Origin of the sequence: Bartonella vaga (assembly GCF_037070895.1) — a bacterium.
Taxonomy (GTDB): domain Bacteria; phylum Pseudomonadota; class Alphaproteobacteria; order Rhizobiales; family Rhizobiaceae; genus Bartonella.
The window spans coordinates 23223-43682 of the sequence record NZ_JAYMZK010000002.1; the positions used below are offsets into that span (position 1 = coordinate 23223).

Sequence of the window (20460 nt, forward strand, 5' to 3'; positions counted from 1 at the left end):
CTGAAGCTTTTAACTGATAAAGAGTACTATGTATATAAGACTACCATGCGTAAAACTGAATATGTTTTTTAATTCTATTTTTCATGATCGATAGTGAGGTGTATTTTGCTCAAAACTGTAGATAAATCCTTTTGCTTGAGCGATTTAAGATCAGCTATTTTTAAACTTTTATTATTTTTTGCTTTTATTTTGACAGTAAACGTTTGAGGATTTTTAGAAAGGTTACTAATAGCTTCTACAATATTTTTAGCTTTATCAGGACTTTTTAGAACTACTGTGAGGATTTGCGTCGTTACCAGATAGAAAACATCGTACAGTTCCTTTTTGAGATCATATTTTTCATCATTAAGATTCTCTGTCAAAAAAGAAAAAATTTTATCAATGAAGCCAGCAGCTAGCATATAATGTATATTGATTTCATTGATACCAATGTCTTGAGAGGCAGCGATCATTATGTCTTTCTGACCAGTGAAAAGCTTTTCACCAACATCAGTAATTTTAGCTGATATTTCTCCAGAACCAACATCTTTTACATTTAAAGATATTGTGTTAAGAAAGAGCGTACGTTCTTTTTCATCATAGGAAATGTCAAGATTTCCTGAAATATCCAAGCTTTCAAAGTTCATTTTTTTGAGTGGATTTAGACTTTTTTCTTTTATTTTGTTAGGTGAAATCGAAAGGTTATCGAGAGAAAGAAGAATTTTTTTCGGTATCGGTTGTTTCCACATGCTTGGTTTGAATTGGAGTGATTCAAGTGTCGCTTTTAATTGTGGTATATCAACAGTGACATTATCAACTTTTGCATCAACAGAGGTAGTGGCGAGGAATGTGTTCAGTAAGATATCATTTTGGGCTGTTTTTTTAGCAATCTGATTATTTGTGTTTCTTGCATTAAGATAGGCTTTGATCAACTTTTTAGGTGATTGTTTGAATGGCTTCATCTGTAGACCAGATGTCTTAAATTGGCCGAGAGAGAAAGACGCACTTTTTTCTGTTTCTTTAAAAATATCAACCATTACATTATTCAAAGAAACGGGACCAGTGACAGTTTTTCCTTGATCGAAGCTGTTGTTTTCCTTGCAAAAGATAGAATAGGCGTAATTGATGTCAATATTCTGTGCTTTTATTGCATCACTTTTAGTGACCAGATACATCTGCTTGTTGCCATTTTCAACTGCCGTTGTAAAGTTCATATTTTTGATACTAACAGAACGAATATAGCCATTTTTTAGATTAGAAAGCTGAAAATTCTTTACTTTAATTTTCTGGGTTGATTTGTTTTCGATAGAAAGTGATATGTCCGGAGCAAAAATTGAGGCAAGTTTAATGCGCATAATTAATTGCAAAAGATGTGGTGTGATCGCAGTGTCCTTTTCTTTTAAGGAAACGCTTTTAAGAGAGATTTTTGGAATTTGTACATGAATATTGTTATGTTTTAAATCAACATTATAAAGCGTAAAAGTACCAGGAATAAAATAAATGGGAGGACGGGCAGAAATGGCACCAATTTTAAGTGATGTGCCAGCGGGGACTGGTAATGTAACATGCGTTAAATTAACTTTTCCCATGATGCTTACTTTGGATGTCTCTGCTATTATAGCACGACGAGTTAGTTCTCGCTTTACAAAATCATCAAGATAGGGTTTTGCCATATAAAAAGCACCGACAACGAAAATTAACAGAATAGCAGCAAACCCAATGATATATGTTAGCCAGTGTTTTAGATTATATCGATATTTCTTATTAAGATCGGTCATCATCTTTTCTTTTACTTTCCTATGTCATGCTATAATCAGAGTAGAGCTAAATTTCTTTAAGCAAGCAATACGGACTAAGATGTAGCCTATTTCCGTTTTAGTAATTATCTACTTTTACTCTCTTAATTCTGTAGAGGCATGCTAATTTTTTTGCAATAAATTTTTATCAACGGTCATCCATTTTCTATATTTTCAGAATCCTATGAAACAGCATTTAGTAATAGGCAGAGTGAAGTATATTTTGATGGTCATTGTTATCATTTTTAAATCATTATAAAGTGTGCTCATGTTTGCTTTTATCTTGCTGCTGTTTATATGAACAGTTAAAACATAAAACATGTGTTGTTGTTCATTGTAATCTAATGGGGAGAGATGGGTATCATGACAGAAAATCAAATAATGGCCTTTTCTATTATTGGTCTCATGATGATTTTTTTTATTTGGGATCGATTTCGTTATGATCTTGTCGCTATTTGTACATTATTGATTGCATGTGCTGTTGGGCTTGTTAGCCCAAAGGAGGCTTTTAGCGGTTTTAGCAATGATATTGTTATTATTGTAGGGAGTGTATTTGTTGTCAGTGCGGCTGTATCGCGTTCTGGTATAATGGAATTTATTGTTCAACGAATATGGCCAGATGTGAAATCAGTGCGCCTTCAATTGGCTTTTTTGGTTATTTCTGTAGTGTTTTTATCAATGTTTGTTAAAAATATTGGTGCTTTGGCCATCATGCTTCCTATTGCTTTCCAATTTGCTCGCCGTTCTCAAGTTTCACCTTCTGTATTTTTGATGCCAATGGCATTTGGTTCTTTGTTGGGCGGTCTTATGACACAGATAGGAACTTCTCCAAATGTTGTCGTTTCAGCTATGCAAGAACGTTTAACCGGAACTCCTTTTACAATGTTTGATTTTACGCCAGTCGGTGCAGTTATTGCTACTGTTGGTGTATTATATTTGATCTTTTTTTCTTGGTGCTTACCTGTGCGTATGCGTTCAGGTGTATCGTTTGATGATGTTATTGATATTCGTAATTATGTTGCAGAAGTGCATATTTCAGCCAATTCACCGATCGTGGGAAAAACTATTGTTGATCTCGTTAAGCCATCGAGTGGTGATGTGATGGTGCTTCAAGTTATCAGAAATAAAATATCTATTCCGCCATTTCCAGATTTTGTTTTGTCTGAAAATGATATTGTGTTGCTGGAGGGGTCGCATACAGGGTTAGATAGTGTAATGAACTTTTCTCGTTTAGAATTTTCTTCTGGTCGGATTGTTTCTACAGGTGATAAGGACAGTGAGATTGATATCGTTGAGGTAGTAATTACGCATAATTCGCCTCTTATTGGCATAAGTGCAAAAGAGTTTTCATTATTTGATCGCTATGATGTAAATCTGCTCGCCTTAAGTCGTCAGCATGAAAGAGTGCGTGGAAGGCTTGGTGATATTGTTTTTCATCTTGGAGATGTGATTGTTTTGCAGGGGCAAGATATGGTTATTCCAAATTTGTTAAGGGAATTGAAATGTTTACCTTTAGCAAAACGTAATATTGTGTTTGGTAATTTACGACATGGTCTCATATCTTTAGCTATTTTATTTACAGCGATCATTTTTACGGCTTTTCATATCGTTCCAGTTGCATTTTCTTTTTTTTCTGCTGCTGCAGCAATGGTTATCTTTCGAGTTTTACCAGCGCGTGACTTATATCAAGCATTAGATGGCCAAATATTAGTCTTATTAGCAACGCTTATTCCAGTGAGCGAAGCGCTAGAGAAGACAGGATGTACGGATCTCATAGGTCAATGGTTAAGCCAGTTGGCGGTATTTTTTCCACCATCTGGTGCATTAGCACTTATGTTGGTTACAGCTATGTTTGTAACGCCATTTTTAAATAATGCAGCGACTGTTATGGTGGTAGCGCCCATTGCATCAAGTTTTGCTCATTCTCTTCATTATAAACCTGAGGCTTTTTTGATGGCTGTTGCAATTGGTGCAGGGTGTGAATTTCTCACACCCATTGGACATCAAAGCAATATGTTTGTGATGGCACCAGGAGGATATCGTTTTAGCGATTACCCACGCCTTGGTGCTCCTTTGGCAGTATTGATAGTCATTGTTGCGGTCCCAGTACTCATGTGGATTTGGCCATTACAATAGAATGTTTTTAGAAACCGCAAAGATCGATTACAAAAAGCTGTGAAGTGGATAAAGATAAGTTGAAGGTATTTAAACTCATAGAAATTAAACAATATCTCTTTATTAAAGTTTTTTAAATTAATTTTTTTTGATTATAATTCTTCAATTTAGAGTTTTGAAAAATATAATACAATTTTTAAAAATGTTTTTACAAGCAGTTACTGTAAATATAACAGGGGGGAGACATCTAACAATTCTTGATATTTGAGGCAAACAAAAGATGGGAATATTAATGAAGTGATAACTTTATCTAAAAAGTCTCAAGTGATATAAAAATTGTAGTATGCATTAAAAGGGTGGCACGTCGTTTTCGATTGAGACAGATTTCATAAATCTAAGTAATTTGGGTGCGTATTAATTTAAACTAATAAGCTAGAAATTTAAGGTTTTTAATTAATTTGGGCTACCATATTTTTTCATTATATGCGTAAAAGCACAGAAAGTAAATTTTTTTCAAGGTATAATACATGTCGTACGATAGTTTTATTGCTGAACTTAATGCAGAATTTCGTCAAGAAAAGGCTCTTGCTTTTTGGAGACGTTACGGTTTTTTAATTATTGGAACTGTTGTTTTTTTTATATTAATGATAGTTGCTTATCAAATTTATCATTATAAGCAAACACAGCAAGCTGCTCAGGTTGGTGATGCATTTATAAAAAGTCTGGACTTTGGAGACAAAGGCCATTTTGATGAGGCAATAAAGCAATTAGAAACTGTTAAAGTCTCTAATTTTGGTGGGTATCCATTTCTTGCTCGTCTACGTGAAGCTTCTTTGCTCATGGAAAAAGGTAATGCTATCAAATCAGTAGAAGTCTTTGATTCAGTTGCAAATGATGAAAAAGCACCACAAATTTTACGGAAAGTTGCAAAAATTAGAGCAGCATATATTTTGCTTGATACAGGAACCTTTGATGATGTTAAAAAGCGCGTTAAAGATATGGCAAATGATCTTGATCCTATGCGCATGTCTGCACGAGAGACCTTGGGTTTAGCTGCATATAAAGCCGAAAAGATGGATGACGCCGTTTATTATTTTCAGAAAATTTCTGAAGAAAATGCTCTAGAATTAAAGGTAACAGATCGGGCTCGAATTATGCTTGAGCTTATACAAGCTGAAGGCAAAGCGAACAAGGAATAAATTTATGAGCCTTACCATTGCTATAGTCGGTTGTCCCAATGTTGGGAAGTCAACACTTTTTAATCGCTTGATTGGACAAAAATTGGCTTTGGTTGATGATAAACCAGGCGTTACACGTGATAGGCGGATTCATGCAGCGAAACTTCAGGATTTGCGCTTTTATGTGATTGATACGGCTGGGCTGGAAGAAGCGGGGGATCATACACTTGAGGGGCGTATGCGTTTTCAGACAAAAGCCGCAATTGATGAAGCGGATCTTATTTTATTTGTCTTTGATGCGAGGAGTGGAATAACTACAAGTGATTTAAGTTTTTCCTCATTGGTTCGTAGGTCAGGGAAACCGATTGTGCTTGTTGCCAATAAGTCTGAGACAAAAGCAGCTATAGGAGGAGCGTATGAAGCGTGGTCATTAGGTTTTGGTGAGCCTTGTGCAATATCTGCTGAGCATGGTTTGGGTCTCACAGACCTTCGTGATGCAATTCTGCATGCCGTTGGTAGAGACCGCGCTTTGGGGAGTCGAATCGAAGAAGAGTATATTGCTACCAAGCCTGCATCTGTTGGTGACGATATGAATGATTTTAAGGAAGAGTTTGTTTACGATGAAAATAAATCTATTCGAATTGCAATTGCGGGTCGTCCAAATACAGGTAAATCAACCCTTATCAACACTATATTGGGGCAAAATCGGCTGTTAACAGGTCCCGAAGCGGGGCTTACACGTGATTCGATTTCTGTCGACTGGGCATGGCGTGGCCGTCACATCAAACTTTTTGATACTGCAGGTTTACGTCGAAAATCAAAAATTCAAGAGAAGTTAGAAAAACTTTCCGTTGCGGATACTTTACGTGCAATTCGGTTTGCAGAAGTGGTTGTGATTGTTTTTGATGCAACTGCATCTTTTGAAAAGCAAGATTTACAAATTGCGAATCTTGTGATTCGTGAGGGACGGGTTCCGATTATTGCTTTTAATAAGTGGGATCTTGTTGAAAATAATCAGATAACATTGGTTGATTTGCATGAAAAATGTACTCGCCTTCTTCCTCAGGTTCGCGGTTTAAGGGCTGTTCCTTTATCGGGTCAGTATGGCAAAGGGATTGATAATCTTATGGAAAATATCACGATGATGCATCGTGTGTGGAATCGCCGCGTTACCACGGGAAAATTGAATCGATGGCTTGAATCTGTCATTGCACATCACCCCCCACCTACAGTTTCGGGGCGCCGGCTTAAGATTAAATACATAACACAGGTTAAGACGCGTCCTCCTGGATTTGTGATTTCTTGTTCGCGACCAGATGTAATGCCTGAATCGTATTTGCGTTACCTTGCCAATGGATTACGTGATACGTTTGATATACCTGGTGTGCCTATTCGACTATCATTGCGCGGATCTGATAATCCTTTTGTAGCACATTCGAGAAAGAAATAATTATGGGGCTGCTTTGTGTAAAGGAGGTTTTTAGTCTTTGTTCTGTAAGAGATACTTTTTAGCAAAAATTCTAATTTTGCGTTGATCTATTCAAATCAAAAATTAAAATATTTGTGCACTTTGCTCACATTTTAATATAAGAAGAAAAATTCGGAAGTTGATTATGGTTGTACGCAAAGGTTTCGTTTTTATATTTGCGTATTCCTATTGTATGATATGTATTAAATTACAGACTTGTGTTGCGCATTAAAAGTGAAGTAAGCTTCATTAATGTTATTTTTATTTACTAATTATGGGGGAGAATATACAACATTTGATTGATTTTAGAGACTATCTTTTCAAGATATTTTTAGAGTTGCAACATGAGGATAAGTGCTGTTTTTTTAATTGAAGCAATAAGGCATTGTCTGCAGGGTTGGATGATTATTTTTAACTGCATTAGGAGCTGGGGTTCATACAATTGGAAGACACATTATTTATTGCGATAAATTGTGATAGATTTCTTTTAGTATCTTGACGAATAAATTTAGGAACAATATGATATTTGAGCTTTTCTAAGACACATTTTTACTTTGTTTTTTGACTAAGGAGCCGGTTATGGCAAAGGGCGGTGAATCCGTTGTGCCACTGAAAGAAGGAAAAAGACGAGAAGGCTGTTTTCATTCAGAGGATTTAGAATGCCGTAGTAAAAACTTAGATAGAGCTTTGATGCGTAAGAAAGCATTAAAGAGCTTGGAGTGTAGGGATGACAGAGTAGAGCCGCGAGGAGGAGTAGCTCGTGCGATTAAGCTTTCCAGTGAGTTTTTGGCAAGTATTATCGTTGGTGTTGTTTTGGGGTTTGGGTTTGATAAGTTAGCAGGTTCATTACCATGGGGATTGGTGTTTTTCATTTTTCTTGGGTTTGCTGCTGGTGTATTAAATATTCTTCGGTCTGTGGGGTATGTTGCTTCCAGTCGATTAAGGAAAAAAGGCGTATTGTGCCAAGATAAAGGGACCGATAAAGGGTTCGATAAGTGAGGTTGAAGTGACATCGCATGCTCCAGATCCTATCCATCAGTTCGAGGTTTCGCGACTGATTAAGATTTCCATAGGAAATATGGATTTGTCGTTTACAAATGTATCATTGTTTATAGTCGCTACAGTTGTTTTAACTTCTCTATTTCTCTTTATTTCATCATCAAGCCGTGGGTTAATTCCAACACGGATTCAGTCTCTTTCAGAAATGGCCTATGAGTTTGTAGCATCAACTTTGCGAGAATCATCTGGTGTGCAGGGAATGCAATTTTTCCCTTTAGTTTTTTCTTTGTTTACTTTCATTTTAGTTGCTAACTTTATTGGTCTTTTTCCCTATTTTTATACGATTACTTCTCAAATTATGATCACGTTTTCATTGGCTATGCTTGTGATTTTGACGGTGATTGGTTATGGTTTTTATAAGCATGGGGTTAGTTTTTTAAAACTTTTCGTTCCTGATGGTGTGCCCGTTGTAGTTTTACCCTTAGTTACGATGATTGAGGTTATTTCTTTTCTCTCTCGTCCTATTAGTCTTTCTCTTCGTCTTTTTGCTAATATGCTTGCTGGCCATATTACCCTCAAAGTCTTTTCTGGTTTTATTGTCTCAATGATTGGGGCAGGAGTTGTAGGCGTTGCTGGTTCGATTTTGCCATTTATCATGACTGTAGCGATTACTGCTCTTGAATTTTTGGTTGCATTTCTTCAAGCCTATGTTTTTACGGTTTTAACTTGTATGTATCTTAATGATGCTGTTCACCCAGGACATTAATAAAATTGACATTTTTTCATTGAATGGTGCAATTTCGCTTTAAAGGAGAATAATATGGAATTAGTACTTGCAGCAAAGTATATTGGCGCTGGTCTTGCTTGTTTTGGCATGGCAGGGACGGCTTTGGGCCTTGGAAATATTTTTGGCAGCTATCTTTCTGGTGCATTACGCAATCCATCAGCAGCAGATAGCCAGTTTGGTCGTCTAGTTTTTGGTTTTGCTGTGACAGAAGCTTTGGGTATTTTTTCATTACTCATTGCTTTATTGCTTCTTTTTGGGGTTTAATCCCTTTCATAAGGGTATGCTTGTTTTCTAGATAAGAGATGGGAATACCCTTTTGTTTTCTAATGAAAAAAGTTAGTCAGTTTTATTAGTTGTTATGACAGGGTTCTTTGAATAAATTGTGTGAAGGATGAAAGAGGATGTTTGTTTCCAGTGCTTATGCACAGACCAGTGAAACGTCGATAGGGCATGTCAAAGATGTTGTGGCAGAGCATGCAGTTCGTGTGTTTCCACCTTTTGATTTTGTCCATTTTGGTTCGCACTTTTTTTGGTTGGCAATTTCTTTTGGTTTTTTTTATCTTTTTATCTCTCGTGTGATCGTACCGCGTATTGGCGGTGTTATTGAAACACGTCGAGACCGAATTGCATCTGATTTGGATCAGGCCTTACGTATGAAGCAGGAGGCAGATACTGTAGTTGAAACTTACGAGCGGAGATTGGCAGAAGCTCGTTTACAGGCTCATGTTATAGCGCAAAGAGCCAGTGAAGAGTTAAAAGAAAAGATTGAGCTTGAGCGAAAGGAAGTTGAAGAAAGCTTAGGAAAAAAGCTAGCAGATGCTGAGAAACAGATAACAAAAATTCGCGATAAAGCTATGCAGAATGTTGGTTCTATTGCTGAAGAAGTGGCTCTTGAAATCGTAAAAAAATTGATTGATGTTAATGTCAACAAAGAGGCTGTTCGTTCAGTTACTAAAGTTGCTGATTACTGAGGAATAAAAGGATGTCTGATACTTTTTGGGCCTTTGTTGGGTTGGTTGTTTTCTTAGGGCTCTTGGTCTATTTCAAAATTCCGCAGATGGCTGTGCGTCATCTTGATGCCCGAGCAAAACGTATTAAAGATGAGCTTGATGAAGCTCTTCGTCTTCGCGAAGAAGCTCAGGAAGTGTTGGTTGAATATCAGCGCAAACATGCAGAAGCCGAGAAGGATGCACAAGAGATTATTGCGGCAGCTAAGCATGAAGTTGCTGCTGTTATTGCCGAGGCTCGTACAAAGGTAGAAGAATATGTAAAGAATCGTAACAAATCAGCAGAGCAAAAAATTTCTCAAGCAGAAATTGATGCGGTACGTATGGTTTCTTCGTCCGCTATTGAATTTGCTATTTCCGCTGCACGTGCGCTTATCGCAAAGGAATTAGATTCTAATAAAGCTAATGAACTCATTAAGGATTCTCTTGATGGAGAATCTCTTACTGAGATAAAAAAATATTTCCATTAATGGTAATTTTGGATACCGAAAGAGCTGGTTCTTTAGCATAAAAGTTCTTTTTCAAGATTAGTAACTTTATCTATTTTACTTTGTATTACACTACTAATTTATACAATTAGTTTAGATAGATGTTTGTAATAGCTCTCGAGCTTATCTTTTGGAGCAATTTGTAAAAAGCATCACGCAAGATCTATTATAAATCAATGCGACGATGCTTGGATAATTTGCTAAACTTTTTTATAGACTTTTACAAAGTATCATTTATGTATACCATAAATTCCACAAATGCTTAAAATTATCTCAAGATTTGTGCCGCAATTTTCTTATAATATTTTAGAATGTTCAATGACAAAGGCACTGAATAATAGAAGAGCTCTATCTTCACCACTTTTTCAATTTGTAAGGTATTAGGTTTTAGACCACAAGTTTTGAGAAGTCTGCCATCGCTTCTGTCATGGTATGAATACGTTTAAGAAGAGCGAGACGGTTCGTGCGAATATCAGGGTTTTTATTGTTCACTAGCACTTTTTCAAAAAAGATGTCTATAAATTTTCCGAGTGGAGCTAGCGTATTAAGTGTAAGTGATAAATTTTTTGCATTGATGTTATCATGAATCTTTCTTTCTATCTCAATGGTTTCTTGATAAAGATTCTTTTCTTCTGTTTCAATAAAGAGTCCAGGATTAATTTCGTTTGTTATTAGGGCGCCTTTTGAAGATTCATTTTCAAGAATGTTTGCAGTGCGTTTTAGAGCGGCTAAAAAACTACTTCCATCACTTGTATTTATAAAGGCGATAAGTGCCTCAACGTGACGCGCGACTAACAAAAAATCATCAGCATCTTTGTTTAATATTGCTTCAATAGCATCATAACGAGCACCTTCCTCTTTTAGATAGATTTTTAAACGTTCATGAAAAAAAAGTAGTAAGTCTGATAAAATATGCTCTGTTTTGTCTAGAAATAGATTCTGTGATTGTGTATCTTCAATTTGAAATATCTCACATTGACTTTTTTGTTGTGAAAAAATATTTGCTGCTAGATTAAACAGTGGCATAAGATTAATTTTCCAATCACGCAAAAGCACGAGTCTGATAATTCCCAGCGCGGCTCGTCTTAATGCGTATGGATCTTTTGAGCTGGTTGGTTTTTCATTAATCAGCCAAAAACAGACGAGCATATCAATTTTATCTGCAAGCGCAATTGTTATAGCGATAGGCTCTTGTGGAATACGATCTGTTGGTCCTAGGGGTTTATAGTGGTCTTCAATTGCTTCAGCTACGCGAGGATCTTCTCCTTGCAGGAGCGCATATTTTCGTCCCATTAGTCCTTGTAGTTCAGGAAATTCTCCAACAACTTCTGTTTGCAAATCTGCTTTTGCAAGCATCGCTGCGCGTTTAACTAATAGCGGATCTGCTTGTACCAAAGGAGCAATTTTTTGTGCTAGGGCAGCGATACGTTTTACCCTTGCGCCTTGCGTACCTAATTTTGCATGGAAAGTCACATTTAAATAATCAAGTTGAGCCATTCTTTGATCGAGAGGTTTTTTTAAATCAAGATCAAATTTTTTTACAGAAGATTGTAAATATTTAATATTGGGCAAATCATGTTGATCTGTTTCCCAAAAATAGAGTGCATCGGAAAGACGAGCGCAGACAACTTTACTATTTCCTTTAGAAATTTCTTTGCCTTCATCGCTCGCGAAGATATTAGAAACGAGAATAAAATGATGAGAAAGCTTTATCTTTTCTCCTTGTTTGCGTGTTACAAAACATTTTTGATTAGCTCGAATGGTCAAACGAATAATTTCTGGAGGAATATTCAGGAAAGATTTGTTGAAGTTTCCAAGAAGTACAACAGGCCACTCAACAAGTCCGGCGACTTCTTCTAAAAGAGCGTTATCTTGAACCAGTTCTAAACCGTTTGCAAAGCAAAGATTTTGAGCATCTGCCAAAATAATATTCTTTCGCCTTTCTGCGTCGAGAATGACTTTATGGGTTTCAAGTTTGGTGATATAATCATCAAAGCGGCGGACTTGGAGCGGCTTTCCGTCACTTAAAAAGCGGTGACCATAAGTTAGATTATTGCTCTTAAGAGAACCAATGGTAAATGGAACAACATGTGTTTCACCAATTTCTGGTCCAAAGACACAGAGAATGTTCTTCAAAGGCCGAATCCACCTTAGTGCTCTATTTTTTACTGAATCTTTTTCCCAGCGCATAGATTTTGGCCATGGAAAATTATGGATAATATTTGGTAAAATATCAGCAATAATTTCTTCTGCATTTCGGCCTTTTTTAATGATTTTAGCGATATAAAAATTTCCTTTTTTACGATCATGTGCAATATCTGCTTCAGAAATATCCCCCAATCCAGTTGAGCGTAGGAAACCATCAATCACATGCTGCGGCGATTTTATGCTGGGGCCTTTACGTTCTTCATAGATATCTTTTGAGCGTATAGAAAGTCCTCGTATGTCTAATGTTAGTCGACGGGGCGTCCAATATTCTCGAGCAGCTTTATAGGTTAAGCCTGCTTTCACTAGTTGATCTGTAACACATTTTCTTAAGTCTGCAGCAGCTTTTCGTTGCATGCGAGAAGGGATTTCTTCGCTGAAAAGTTCAAGAAGAAGATCGGACATTAGGCTTTTCCTTTAGTATATATTTGGCCAGCTTCTGTAAGTAAGAAAGATTCTCCACAGCGGCGTGCGAGATCACGAACACGAAGAATATAACTTTGTCGCTCAGTGACAGAAATAACGCCACGTGCCTGCAAGAGATTAAAAATGTGGCTGGCCTTAATACATTGGTCGTAAGCTGGGAAAACACACCGATGTAAGCTATTTTCTTTATTTGGTTTTCCAGCTTCAAGAAGTGCAATGCATTCACGTTCTATATCGGTAAAATGCTGTTGTAGCAATTTGGTATTAGCAAACTCGAAATTATAGTATGAATATTCCTGCTCTGCTTGTAAAAAAATATCTCCATAACTTATTTTGTTTTCACCATCCAAACCATTAAAGTTAAGATCATAGACGTTATCGACACCCTGTATATACATTGCTAGACGTTCAAGCCCGTAGGTAAGCTCTCCTGAAATTGGAGCGCACTCGATACCACAAACCTGTTGAAAATAAGTAAATTGAGAAATTTCCATTCCATCGCACCAGCACTCCCATCCAAGTCCCCAAGCACCAAGAGTTGGACTTTCCCAATCATCTTCAACAAAGCGAATATCATGAAGTTTTGTATCAAGACCAATGGCTTGTAGTGACTTTATATAAAGCTCTTGTAGATTTGGTGGTGAGGGTTTGATGAGAACTTGAAATTGATAATAGTGTTGTAAACGGTTTGGATTTTTACCATATCGTCCATCTGTTGGACGGCGAGATGGTTGAACGTATGCCACTTTCCAAGGACGAGGTCCTAATGAGCGCAGTGTTGTAGATGGATGAAAGGTTCCCGCCCCAACTTCCATATCGTAAGGTTGCAAAATTGCACACCCATAGTGAGCCCAATAATTTTGTAAAGTTAAGATAAGTCCCTGAAAAGAGCGCTTAGGATTAAGATGTTCAGGTAGTTTCACACTTTATACTCTTTGAATATTTAACTAATAAACAGTGACCAAAAGAACTTCAGTCTTTAATATTTGTTATTGTTTTTTCATAGGATTATGGTCAGGTATCATTATTTATTGCAAGCCAAATTTTAATTTTTTTCTGATTCTTTCTGAATTTTTTGCTTCTTCATCAATTGCATGATTCCACTGAAATATTGCTTCGCGTTTGCGTCCAACTTGCCAATAAGCATCGCCTAAATGATCATTTAATGTTGGATCTTCAGGCTGTAGTTTGACAGCATTTTCTAGTATTTGAACAGCTTTTTTATATTGTTTTAGTTTGTAATAAGCCCACCCTAGAGAATCTAGAATGTAACTATTTTGCGATTGTAACGCAGAGGCTTTTTGCAGCATATGAAGTGATTCTTCAAGTTTTTGATTGCGGTCAACAAGTGAATAACCAAGATAATTAAGAACTTGTGGTTGATTGGGAAAGAATTCGAGTGCTTTTCGCAGATTTATTTCAGCCTTTGGCCATTGATGTAAACGTTCGAAAGCAATACCACGTTGGTAAAAGAGTCTCCAATCATCTCGTTGAAAATTTTTTATCTGTGCAATAGCACGATCTAAAGTTCTGGCAGCTTCGACGAATTTATTGTCTTGCATATAAAACGCAGCTAGCGTTATCAAGATGGGGCGGTCATTTGGAAATTGCTTCCTTAACGACGTGAGCAATTTAATAGCTTCATTGTAATTATTGTTATTTGCAAGAAGAAATGCAAGTTGGAGTTGTCCATCTCTATAATAAGGGGATTGAGGCGGTAAGGCGTGGTAAAGTTTAATTGCTTGATTAGGATCACCCAATTGAGCAGAAATGTGCGCTAGATGAAGTAGTATTGCATCATTTTGAGGGTATAGGGCGAAAGATAGCTGTTTTAAAATACGTGCAATTCGTCCTGAGTTTTTGTAGTTTAAGGTTGTTCCAAAATTATACAAAACTTCACCTGCTCCTTGCTGAGGTGTTTTTATAAACCTTTCTAAAGAAGCTGTTTTTTTAATTTTTTCTCGAATTTTTTTAAGTACTTCTCGGCCTGACAATATTTGTTCGCCATGTGTAATAGTTTGAAGAGCTTGATTGTGCATATTATGACGCAGTTGGAAAGAAGTGTAGGCTATGATAATACGTTCATAGGTATTCGGGGCTATAAGAGTAGCTTGTTTGCTGTTTAGCGCTTGAATGAAATATTTTTTTGCCTCCCGTGTACGTCCCGCAAGGTCATTCATAAGTGCGAGGTGATAACGTATAAAAAGATCGTACCAGTCAGGTCCTTTAATCTTTTCAAGATCAGCGATTGCTTGAGATTTTTGTCCAGACCCAAATGTGATCCATGTACCTATTAATTCACTTATTGGATTGTTTGTAGCAGGAGGTGCTTTTAATTGTAAAAAAAGCTTGGCATTCTTGTAGTCTTTTTTGATGAGACTTTCTACTGATAACGTTAAGGAGACAAAGGGAGTTATAACACCTTGCTTTTTTAGTGTCTTGGCTTGCTGAACAGCTTCTTTGAAGTTTCCAACAGAAAGCATAGCTTCAAGAAGCTCTTTTTGTGTTTCAATATTATTAGGTTTATAATTAAGTGCTTGTTTAAAATAATTGATGGCAATATCTGTCTTATTTTCGTGATTTGCAACCCTTCCGGCTAAGTAGGCACCTGTAAATGAGTTTGTGTTTATAGCAGCGTTTATTTTGCTATAGGTGGTTAATGGCATCAGAATGGTACCCGCAACAAAAAGAGTAAAAAAGCGGGATACTGTTGCACTGCACATAGAACTAATCCTTTTCAAGATAATCAATAGAGATTGTATGGTTTATAGATCGTATCCTATTACTTTTTTGAAAAATGTTGAAGTTTTTACAAATAATCAGTTTACACGCGCAATACAAAAATTAACAGTCTCGATGAGGGCATTGTAGGTAGGGCTTTTGTTCATTGACGTAAGAGCGTTTATTGCACGCTGTCCATAAACGCGTGCTTGTTCTATTGTATCTATAAGACTATCGTATTTTTTTATTAAATCTTGCGCATGTGCAAAGGCTTCATCATTATTATTACTGTTTTCAAGAGCTTCTTTCCAGAATGTTTTTTCTACCGTATTACTCCGTGTGTATGCAAGGATAACCGGCATTGTGATTTTACCTTCTCGGAAATCGTCCCCTATATTTTTTCCCAAATTTTGAGAAGTTCCACCATAATCAAGAGCATCATCAATCAATTGGAAGGCGAGTCCTAAAAATGTTCCATATTCACGCAATGCGGAACGTTCTTTATCCGTATAGCCAGCAATAATGGGTCCGACTTCAGCAGCAGCGGAAAAAAGTGCAGCTGTTTTTGCGTTGATGATTTTAAGATAGTCTGAAGTACTGGTTTCTATATTATTTGCGGCAGAAAGTTGCATAACTTCTCCTTCAGCAATAATAGCAGCAGCATTAGCTAAGACAGAGAGAGCTTCTATAGAAGCAACATCGACCATCATTTTAAAAGCTTGTCCCAACAAAAAATCACCAACAAGTACGCTTGCTTGATTTCCCCAAATCATTCGTGCAGTAGATTTTCCGCGTCGTAAATTACTTTCATCAATCACGTCATCGTGTAACAAGGTTGCCGTATGCATAAATTCAACGGCTGTTGCAAGTTTTATATGCCCATCACCTTGATAACCAAACATATGAGCGGAAGCCAGTGTAATCATTGGGCGTAATCGTTTTCCTCCTGATGAAATAAGGTGGTTAGAAATTTCAGGGATCATTTCCACTTCTGATTTTGCCATAGAAAGGATAAATTGATTAACGCGCTCCATATCGCTTTTGGTAAGACTGATGAGGGATTGGAGAGACATTTGATTATTTCTTATTTGATCTGATTTTGTGCCAGCACTCAATGTGTTTACTCCTAGAGTATTGCAATGGACATATATGAATTTTATTTTGTCCGATAGCATAAAGGGGGTTTTGTTATGACACAAGCTTTTGATGCTGCTTTAAAATGGAAGTTTTGGATGATATTGGCAAGCGATGTTATTCTTATGAAAATATACAGGGAAATACTTGAAACAGTTTTGTTTAAACAGTGTTTGATAGTGAAAACGCGATTTATTAAAGATAAATATCAGGTTTCAAAATGGGTGAAATAACGAATCATAATGATGAAACAATTGATCAGTTTCATCGCGGGAAGTTTTATTTGGTTCAACCACGTAAACATGGTCATCGTTCTGGCATGGATGCTATGTTATTGGCCAGTTTGGTTCCCAATAATTTGAAGGGAAAGGTTGTTGATTTAGGTGCAGGTGCAGGTGCTGCAGGATTGGCTGTTGCTTCGCGTTGTCTGGAGGTCCACGTTACATTGGTTGAACGATCAGCTTTTATGGTGTATTACGCTCAAAAAACGCTGATGCTAAAACAAAATAAAAAACTTGCTGAGCGAATTTGTTTGCTAGAAGCAGATGTTACTTTCAAAGGAAAAAATCGTTTAAAAGTAGGATTGGAAGATAATTCTTTTGATTTTGCGATTATGAATCCACCTTTTAACAGTCCTGCAGATCGCAAAACACCTGATAAACAAAAGTCTGAGGCACATGTTATGCCTGAAGCGATGTTTGATAATTGGTTGCGGAGTGCAGCAGCAATTGTTAAGCCAAGTGGATACTTAGGATTAATTGCACGTCCACAATCGCTGACTGATATTTTGCACGCTTTAGAAGGGCGCTTTGGTGGTATCTGTGTAATTCCCGTCCATGCACGTGCGACAACGGCGGCAATTCGTATTTTGCTTTATGCAAAGCGGGGAAGTAGAGCGGCTTTATCAGTGTTACCGGCATTGGTTCTACATGAAGGTGATGGAAATGCCTTTTCACCACGGATTGATGCAATCAATAATGGATGTATAAGTTTGTGGGAACTTTTTAAATGATATCTTGTGTTTTCTGGTTTATTGCTTAAACTTAAATCAAAGCTTGTTTTTTAGGAAGACTTTAACTGTATATGCATTTTATTCATGGTTGTAGAACGGAGTTTGATCAGTATTTTTTAGATATTACATTGCTCTTCCTCCCTCTCTTTTGTCTTTGCTTAATTTATAAGGAGATTGTGTTTTGATAGACGTTATCAAAAATCTTATTCCACATCGTTTTTATTCTAATAAACTTGAAATCCCTGTAGTACGTCTTCATGGGGCGATTATGGATTCAACTACACCGCTAGCGCGTACGCTTTCATTAAGTAGGTGCGCAAATCTTTTAGATAAGGCTTTTGCGGATAAAACAGCACCGGCTGTCGCACTTCTCATCAATTCTCCTGGTGGCTCGCCTGTGCAATCACGTTTTATTTTCAAGCGTATCCGTGATTTGGCAGAGGAAAAAAAGAAAAAGGTTCTTGTATTTGTTGAGGATATAGCAGCATCAGGTGGTTATATGATTGCTTGTGCGGGGGATGAGATTTTTGCCGATCCTTCTTCGATTATTGGTTCTATCGGGGTTGTTTCAGCATCTTTTGGTTTTCCTGAGCTTTTGAAGAAAATTGGTGTTGAACGGCGTGTTTACTCGGCAGGAAAGAATAAGGTTACATTAGATCCATTTCAGCCGGAAAAGAAGTCAGATATTGAGCATTTGAAATCTCTACAACTTGAAGTTCATCAAACTTTTATTGATTTGGTTAAAGAGCGACGTGCAGCGAAGTTATCAAGTGATCCGGATATTTTTACAGGAATGTTTTGGAGCGGAAAGAAAGGTGTTGAGCTGGGCTTGATTGACGGATTGAATGATATAAATTCCGTTATTAAGGAGCGCTTTGGTCATGATACGAAACTTCGATTAATTTCGCCTCCAAAAAGCTTTTTAGGGCCTAAAATTCCTGCAGGAGTTGCTTCTCATGCGGTGTATACAGCAGTTGATAGTGCTTTTATAACACTACAGGAGCGGGCGCTTTGGCAGCGTTATGGTTTATGATTGGGAATATAATTTCGATAGATTCTCAATAAAGTTAATAACTTTGTCTAAAAACAGTTGTGAGAAGGAAAGAGTTGTAAATGATACGAATAATTTCATTCAGTTTATTGTGTATTATCGCCTTTCATATTTATTGTTTATGGATAAAACGATTACAGAGAGTTTTGCAGGGTATAGATCCTGCAAAATCTAAGCAAAATATAGGAAAAAGAGGCACATTGGTAAAAGATCCTTTTACAGGCGAATATTACGTCAGATGATATCGGATACACAAGCTTCTTTCAAAGGGTATTCTTATGTATTTACACCCATTAAGTTGAATTTAGCTTTACATGTTGTTGGGCAATGCGCTGGTGGTTATCATTTAATAGAAAGTTTAGTTTATTTTAGTCTTAGCGGCGATTGTTTAGGCTATGCACCTTTTGAAAGTGATCAGTTTGTTGTAACGGGTCCGTTTGCAAATAAGCTTGTTTCTGATTCAGATAATTTAGTTATTCGCGCGCGTGATTTTATGCATGATACCTTTCCTGAAAGTGCTAAATCGGCTTTTTTCAAACTTGTTAAAACGTTACCTATTTCTTCGGGCATTGGTGGTGGCTCAGGTAATGCGGCTGGCGTTATCAGCATATTACGTCAACAGTGGAATCTTAATTGCTCTTATGAAAAATTAGCAGAAATGAGCGTAGCTCTTGGCGCTGACGTGCCAATGTGTCTTTTTGCATTGGAGTATCAGCAGCCACTTTTTGTGAAAGGAATTGGCCAAGATATTGTGCGACTAAAAGAGGCTTGTCCTCTTGCAATAGTGTTGGTTAACCATGGCCAACAGATTGCAACGAAAGCTGTTTTTAAGGCTTTTGAGCAGCATGATCATTCTTCTTTGAAAATTGATCTAGAGGCTTTGAAGACTGTCGATTCACTGGTTGAAACTTTAAAAGAAACGCGGAATGATCTTTTTTTTACTGCATTAAAGATTGCACCTCAATTAGCTGAAGTATTATCTACATTAGATAAGTGTGGCTCTCTTTTTTCTCGTATGTCTGGGACAGGAGCCACTTGCTTTGGTATTTTTAAAGATCTGCAAGCGGCACAGCAGGCAGCTCTTTTGATAAAATCGATGCATCCAAATTGGTTTGTGAGACCTATAATGACCTTAGGAAAAGTTTGAGAGATAAACATTAAGGGACAAGATTTTATTCGGTCATGCTTCCTTGTATATACACAATCAAAGGGATTAATCCGTAGAGCAAATGTTTTTCTGTTTTTTAGATCAAATTAACGCGCGTTAGGATAATTTAGCAGAAGAATCTGATAGCCAGTGAAAAATACTCCGTAATTTTTTGTTTGTACTTTTGCAAGAGTTCCCTAAGATGTTTGGTGAGCTATTTTTCTTGTAGCTTTGCAGCAGGCAGACTATAAAATGGATGTTCGTTTCGTTGTATTTGTGATTTATAAAAGATGTTTGATTTACCGTTTCAGCCAAATTTTTCATGCGAATTGGATTTGCAGAAACAAGGCTTTTTTCATATAGTGGGTGTTGATGAAGTAGGGCGTGGGCCTCTCGCTGGACCTGTAGTAACAGCGGCAGTCATTTTAGATAAAGATTATATTCCTGATGGTCTAAATGATTCAAAAAAACTGTCTATCCTACAACGTAAAAAAGTGTACAATACAATTTTGCAAAGTGCATTAGCGATTTCAATTGCTAGTCTTTGTGCTCGTTCGATTGATCAATCTAATATTAGAAAAGCAACTTTAGAAGCAATGCGTCGCTGTATTACAGGGTTAGCAGTTCCAGCGCAGTATGCACTTATTGATGGACGCGATATACCTTCTCGGTTACCATGTCCGGCAACTGCTTTGATTAAAGGTGATCAACGTTCGGTTTCAATTGCAGCTGCATCCATTATTGCCAAAGTAACACGGGATAGGATGATGGAATGTGCAGGGCAAGTTTATAAAGGTTATGGTTTAGAGAAGCATGTAGGTTATGCAACTTTAGCTCATCGTAGGTCGCTTGATAAATATGGGCCAGTCGAGGGATTGCACCGTTACAGTTTTTCGCCCCTCAAAGAGCGAATAAAAGACAATTAAATCAATGAGTTATATTAATAA

At 37.0% G+C, this 20460-nt stretch carries 17 protein-coding genes; 12 read left to right on the forward strand and 5 right to left on the reverse strand.

From position 1 onward, the window contains the following. Positions 1-74: 74 nt before the first annotated feature. A complete protein-coding gene (locus tag WCP76_RS02050; protein ID WP_336294180.1) occupies positions 75-1757 on the reverse strand; it encodes an aq_1923 C-terminal domain in 1683 nt (560 codons plus the stop codon). Between the two features lie 381 nt (positions 1758-2138). Between WCP76_RS02050 and WCP76_RS02055 the strand changes: the two genes are divergently transcribed. From WCP76_RS02055 to WCP76_RS02090, 8 genes are all read left to right on the forward strand, one after another. Beyond that, complete coding sequence (locus tag WCP76_RS02055) at positions 2139-3911, forward strand: SLC13 family permease (protein ID WP_336294039.1); 1773 nt, start codon at positions 2139-2141, stop codon at positions 3909-3911. Between the two features lie 506 nt (positions 3912-4417). Beyond that, on the forward strand, positions 4418-5089 hold the full coding sequence (locus WCP76_RS02060; protein WP_336294040.1) for a tetratricopeptide repeat protein: 672 nt from the start codon (positions 4418-4420) through the stop codon (positions 5087-5089). Positions 5090-5093: 4 nt separating this feature from the next. Continuing rightward, positions 5094-6518, forward strand: coding sequence for a ribosome biogenesis GTPase Der (gene der / locus WCP76_RS02065; RefSeq protein WP_336294041.1), 1425 nt, complete (start codon positions 5094-5096; stop codon positions 6516-6518). 597 nt (positions 6519-7115) lie between these two features. After that, positions 7116-7535, forward strand: coding sequence for an AtpZ/AtpI family protein (locus WCP76_RS02070; RefSeq protein ID WP_336294042.1), 420 nt, complete (start codon positions 7116-7118; stop codon positions 7533-7535). 7 nt (positions 7536-7542) lie between these two features. Further along, positions 7543-8301 (forward strand): F0F1 ATP synthase subunit A, encoded by a 759-nt coding sequence (locus WCP76_RS02075; RefSeq protein ID WP_336294043.1) that lies wholly within the window; start codon positions 7543-7545, stop codon positions 8299-8301. Between the two features lie 54 nt (positions 8302-8355). Next, a complete protein-coding gene (locus WCP76_RS02080) occupies positions 8356-8586 on the forward strand; it encodes a F0F1 ATP synthase subunit C (protein ID WP_004860748.1) in 231 nt (76 codons plus the stop codon). A gap of 137 nt (positions 8587-8723) precedes the next feature. Then, complete coding sequence (locus WCP76_RS02085; protein ID WP_336294044.1) at positions 8724-9293, forward strand: F0F1 ATP synthase subunit B; 570 nt, start codon at positions 8724-8726, stop codon at positions 9291-9293. Positions 9294-9304: 11 nt separating this feature from the next. Continuing rightward, the gene (locus tag WCP76_RS02090) at positions 9305-9799 is read left to right on the forward strand and encodes a F0F1 ATP synthase subunit B (RefSeq protein ID WP_336294045.1); all 495 of its coding nucleotides are present in this window, start codon (positions 9305-9307) and stop codon (positions 9797-9799) included. Between the two features lie 405 nt (positions 9800-10204). On the opposite strand, the gene glyS is transcribed toward WCP76_RS02090, so the two are convergent. The 4 genes from glyS to WCP76_RS02110 all read right to left on the reverse strand — a co-directional run bounded on the left by glyS (position 10205) and on the right by WCP76_RS02110 (position 16344). Beyond that, positions 10205-12427: a glycine--tRNA ligase subunit beta gene (gene glyS / locus WCP76_RS02095; protein ID WP_336294046.1), complete on the reverse strand. Its 2223-nt coding sequence runs from the start codon at positions 12425-12427 to the stop codon at positions 10205-10207. Further along, on the reverse strand, positions 12427-13371 hold the full coding sequence (locus tag WCP76_RS02100; protein ID WP_336294047.1) for a glycine--tRNA ligase subunit alpha: 945 nt from the start codon (positions 13369-13371) through the stop codon (positions 12427-12429). The genes glyS and WCP76_RS02100 overlap by 1 nt, the downstream gene beginning before the upstream one ends. Positions 13372-13476: 105 nt before the next feature. Then, positions 13477-15171: a tetratricopeptide repeat protein gene (locus WCP76_RS02105; RefSeq protein ID WP_336294048.1), complete on the reverse strand. Its 1695-nt coding sequence runs from the start codon at positions 15169-15171 to the stop codon at positions 13477-13479. 96 nt (positions 15172-15267) lie between these two features. Continuing rightward, a complete protein-coding gene (locus tag WCP76_RS02110; RefSeq protein WP_336294181.1) occupies positions 15268-16344 on the reverse strand; it encodes a polyprenyl synthetase family protein in 1077 nt (358 codons plus the stop codon). A gap of 179 nt (positions 16345-16523) precedes the next feature. Here WCP76_RS02110 and WCP76_RS02115 point away from each other — a divergent pair, with 179 nt between their 5' ends. From WCP76_RS02115 to rnhB, 4 genes are all read left to right on the forward strand, one after another. Then, positions 16524-17315, forward strand: a complete 792-nt coding sequence (locus WCP76_RS02115) for a tRNA1(Val) (adenine(37)-N6)-methyltransferase (RefSeq protein ID WP_336294049.1) — start codon at positions 16524-16526, stop codon at positions 17313-17315. A gap of 181 nt (positions 17316-17496) precedes the next feature. Continuing rightward, positions 17497-18348 (forward strand): S49 family peptidase, encoded by an 852-nt coding sequence (locus WCP76_RS02120; RefSeq protein ID WP_336294050.1) that lies wholly within the window; start codon positions 17497-17499, stop codon positions 18346-18348. 256 nt (positions 18349-18604) lie between these two features. After that, positions 18605-19513 (forward strand): 4-(cytidine 5'-diphospho)-2-C-methyl-D-erythritol kinase, encoded by a 909-nt coding sequence (locus WCP76_RS02125; RefSeq protein WP_336294051.1) that lies wholly within the window; start codon positions 18605-18607, stop codon positions 19511-19513. A gap of 290 nt (positions 19514-19803) precedes the next feature. Continuing rightward, a complete protein-coding gene (gene rnhB, locus WCP76_RS02130; protein WP_336294052.1) occupies positions 19804-20439 on the forward strand; it encodes a ribonuclease HII in 636 nt (211 codons plus the stop codon). The last annotated feature ends 21 nt before the right edge of the window (positions 20440-20460 follow it).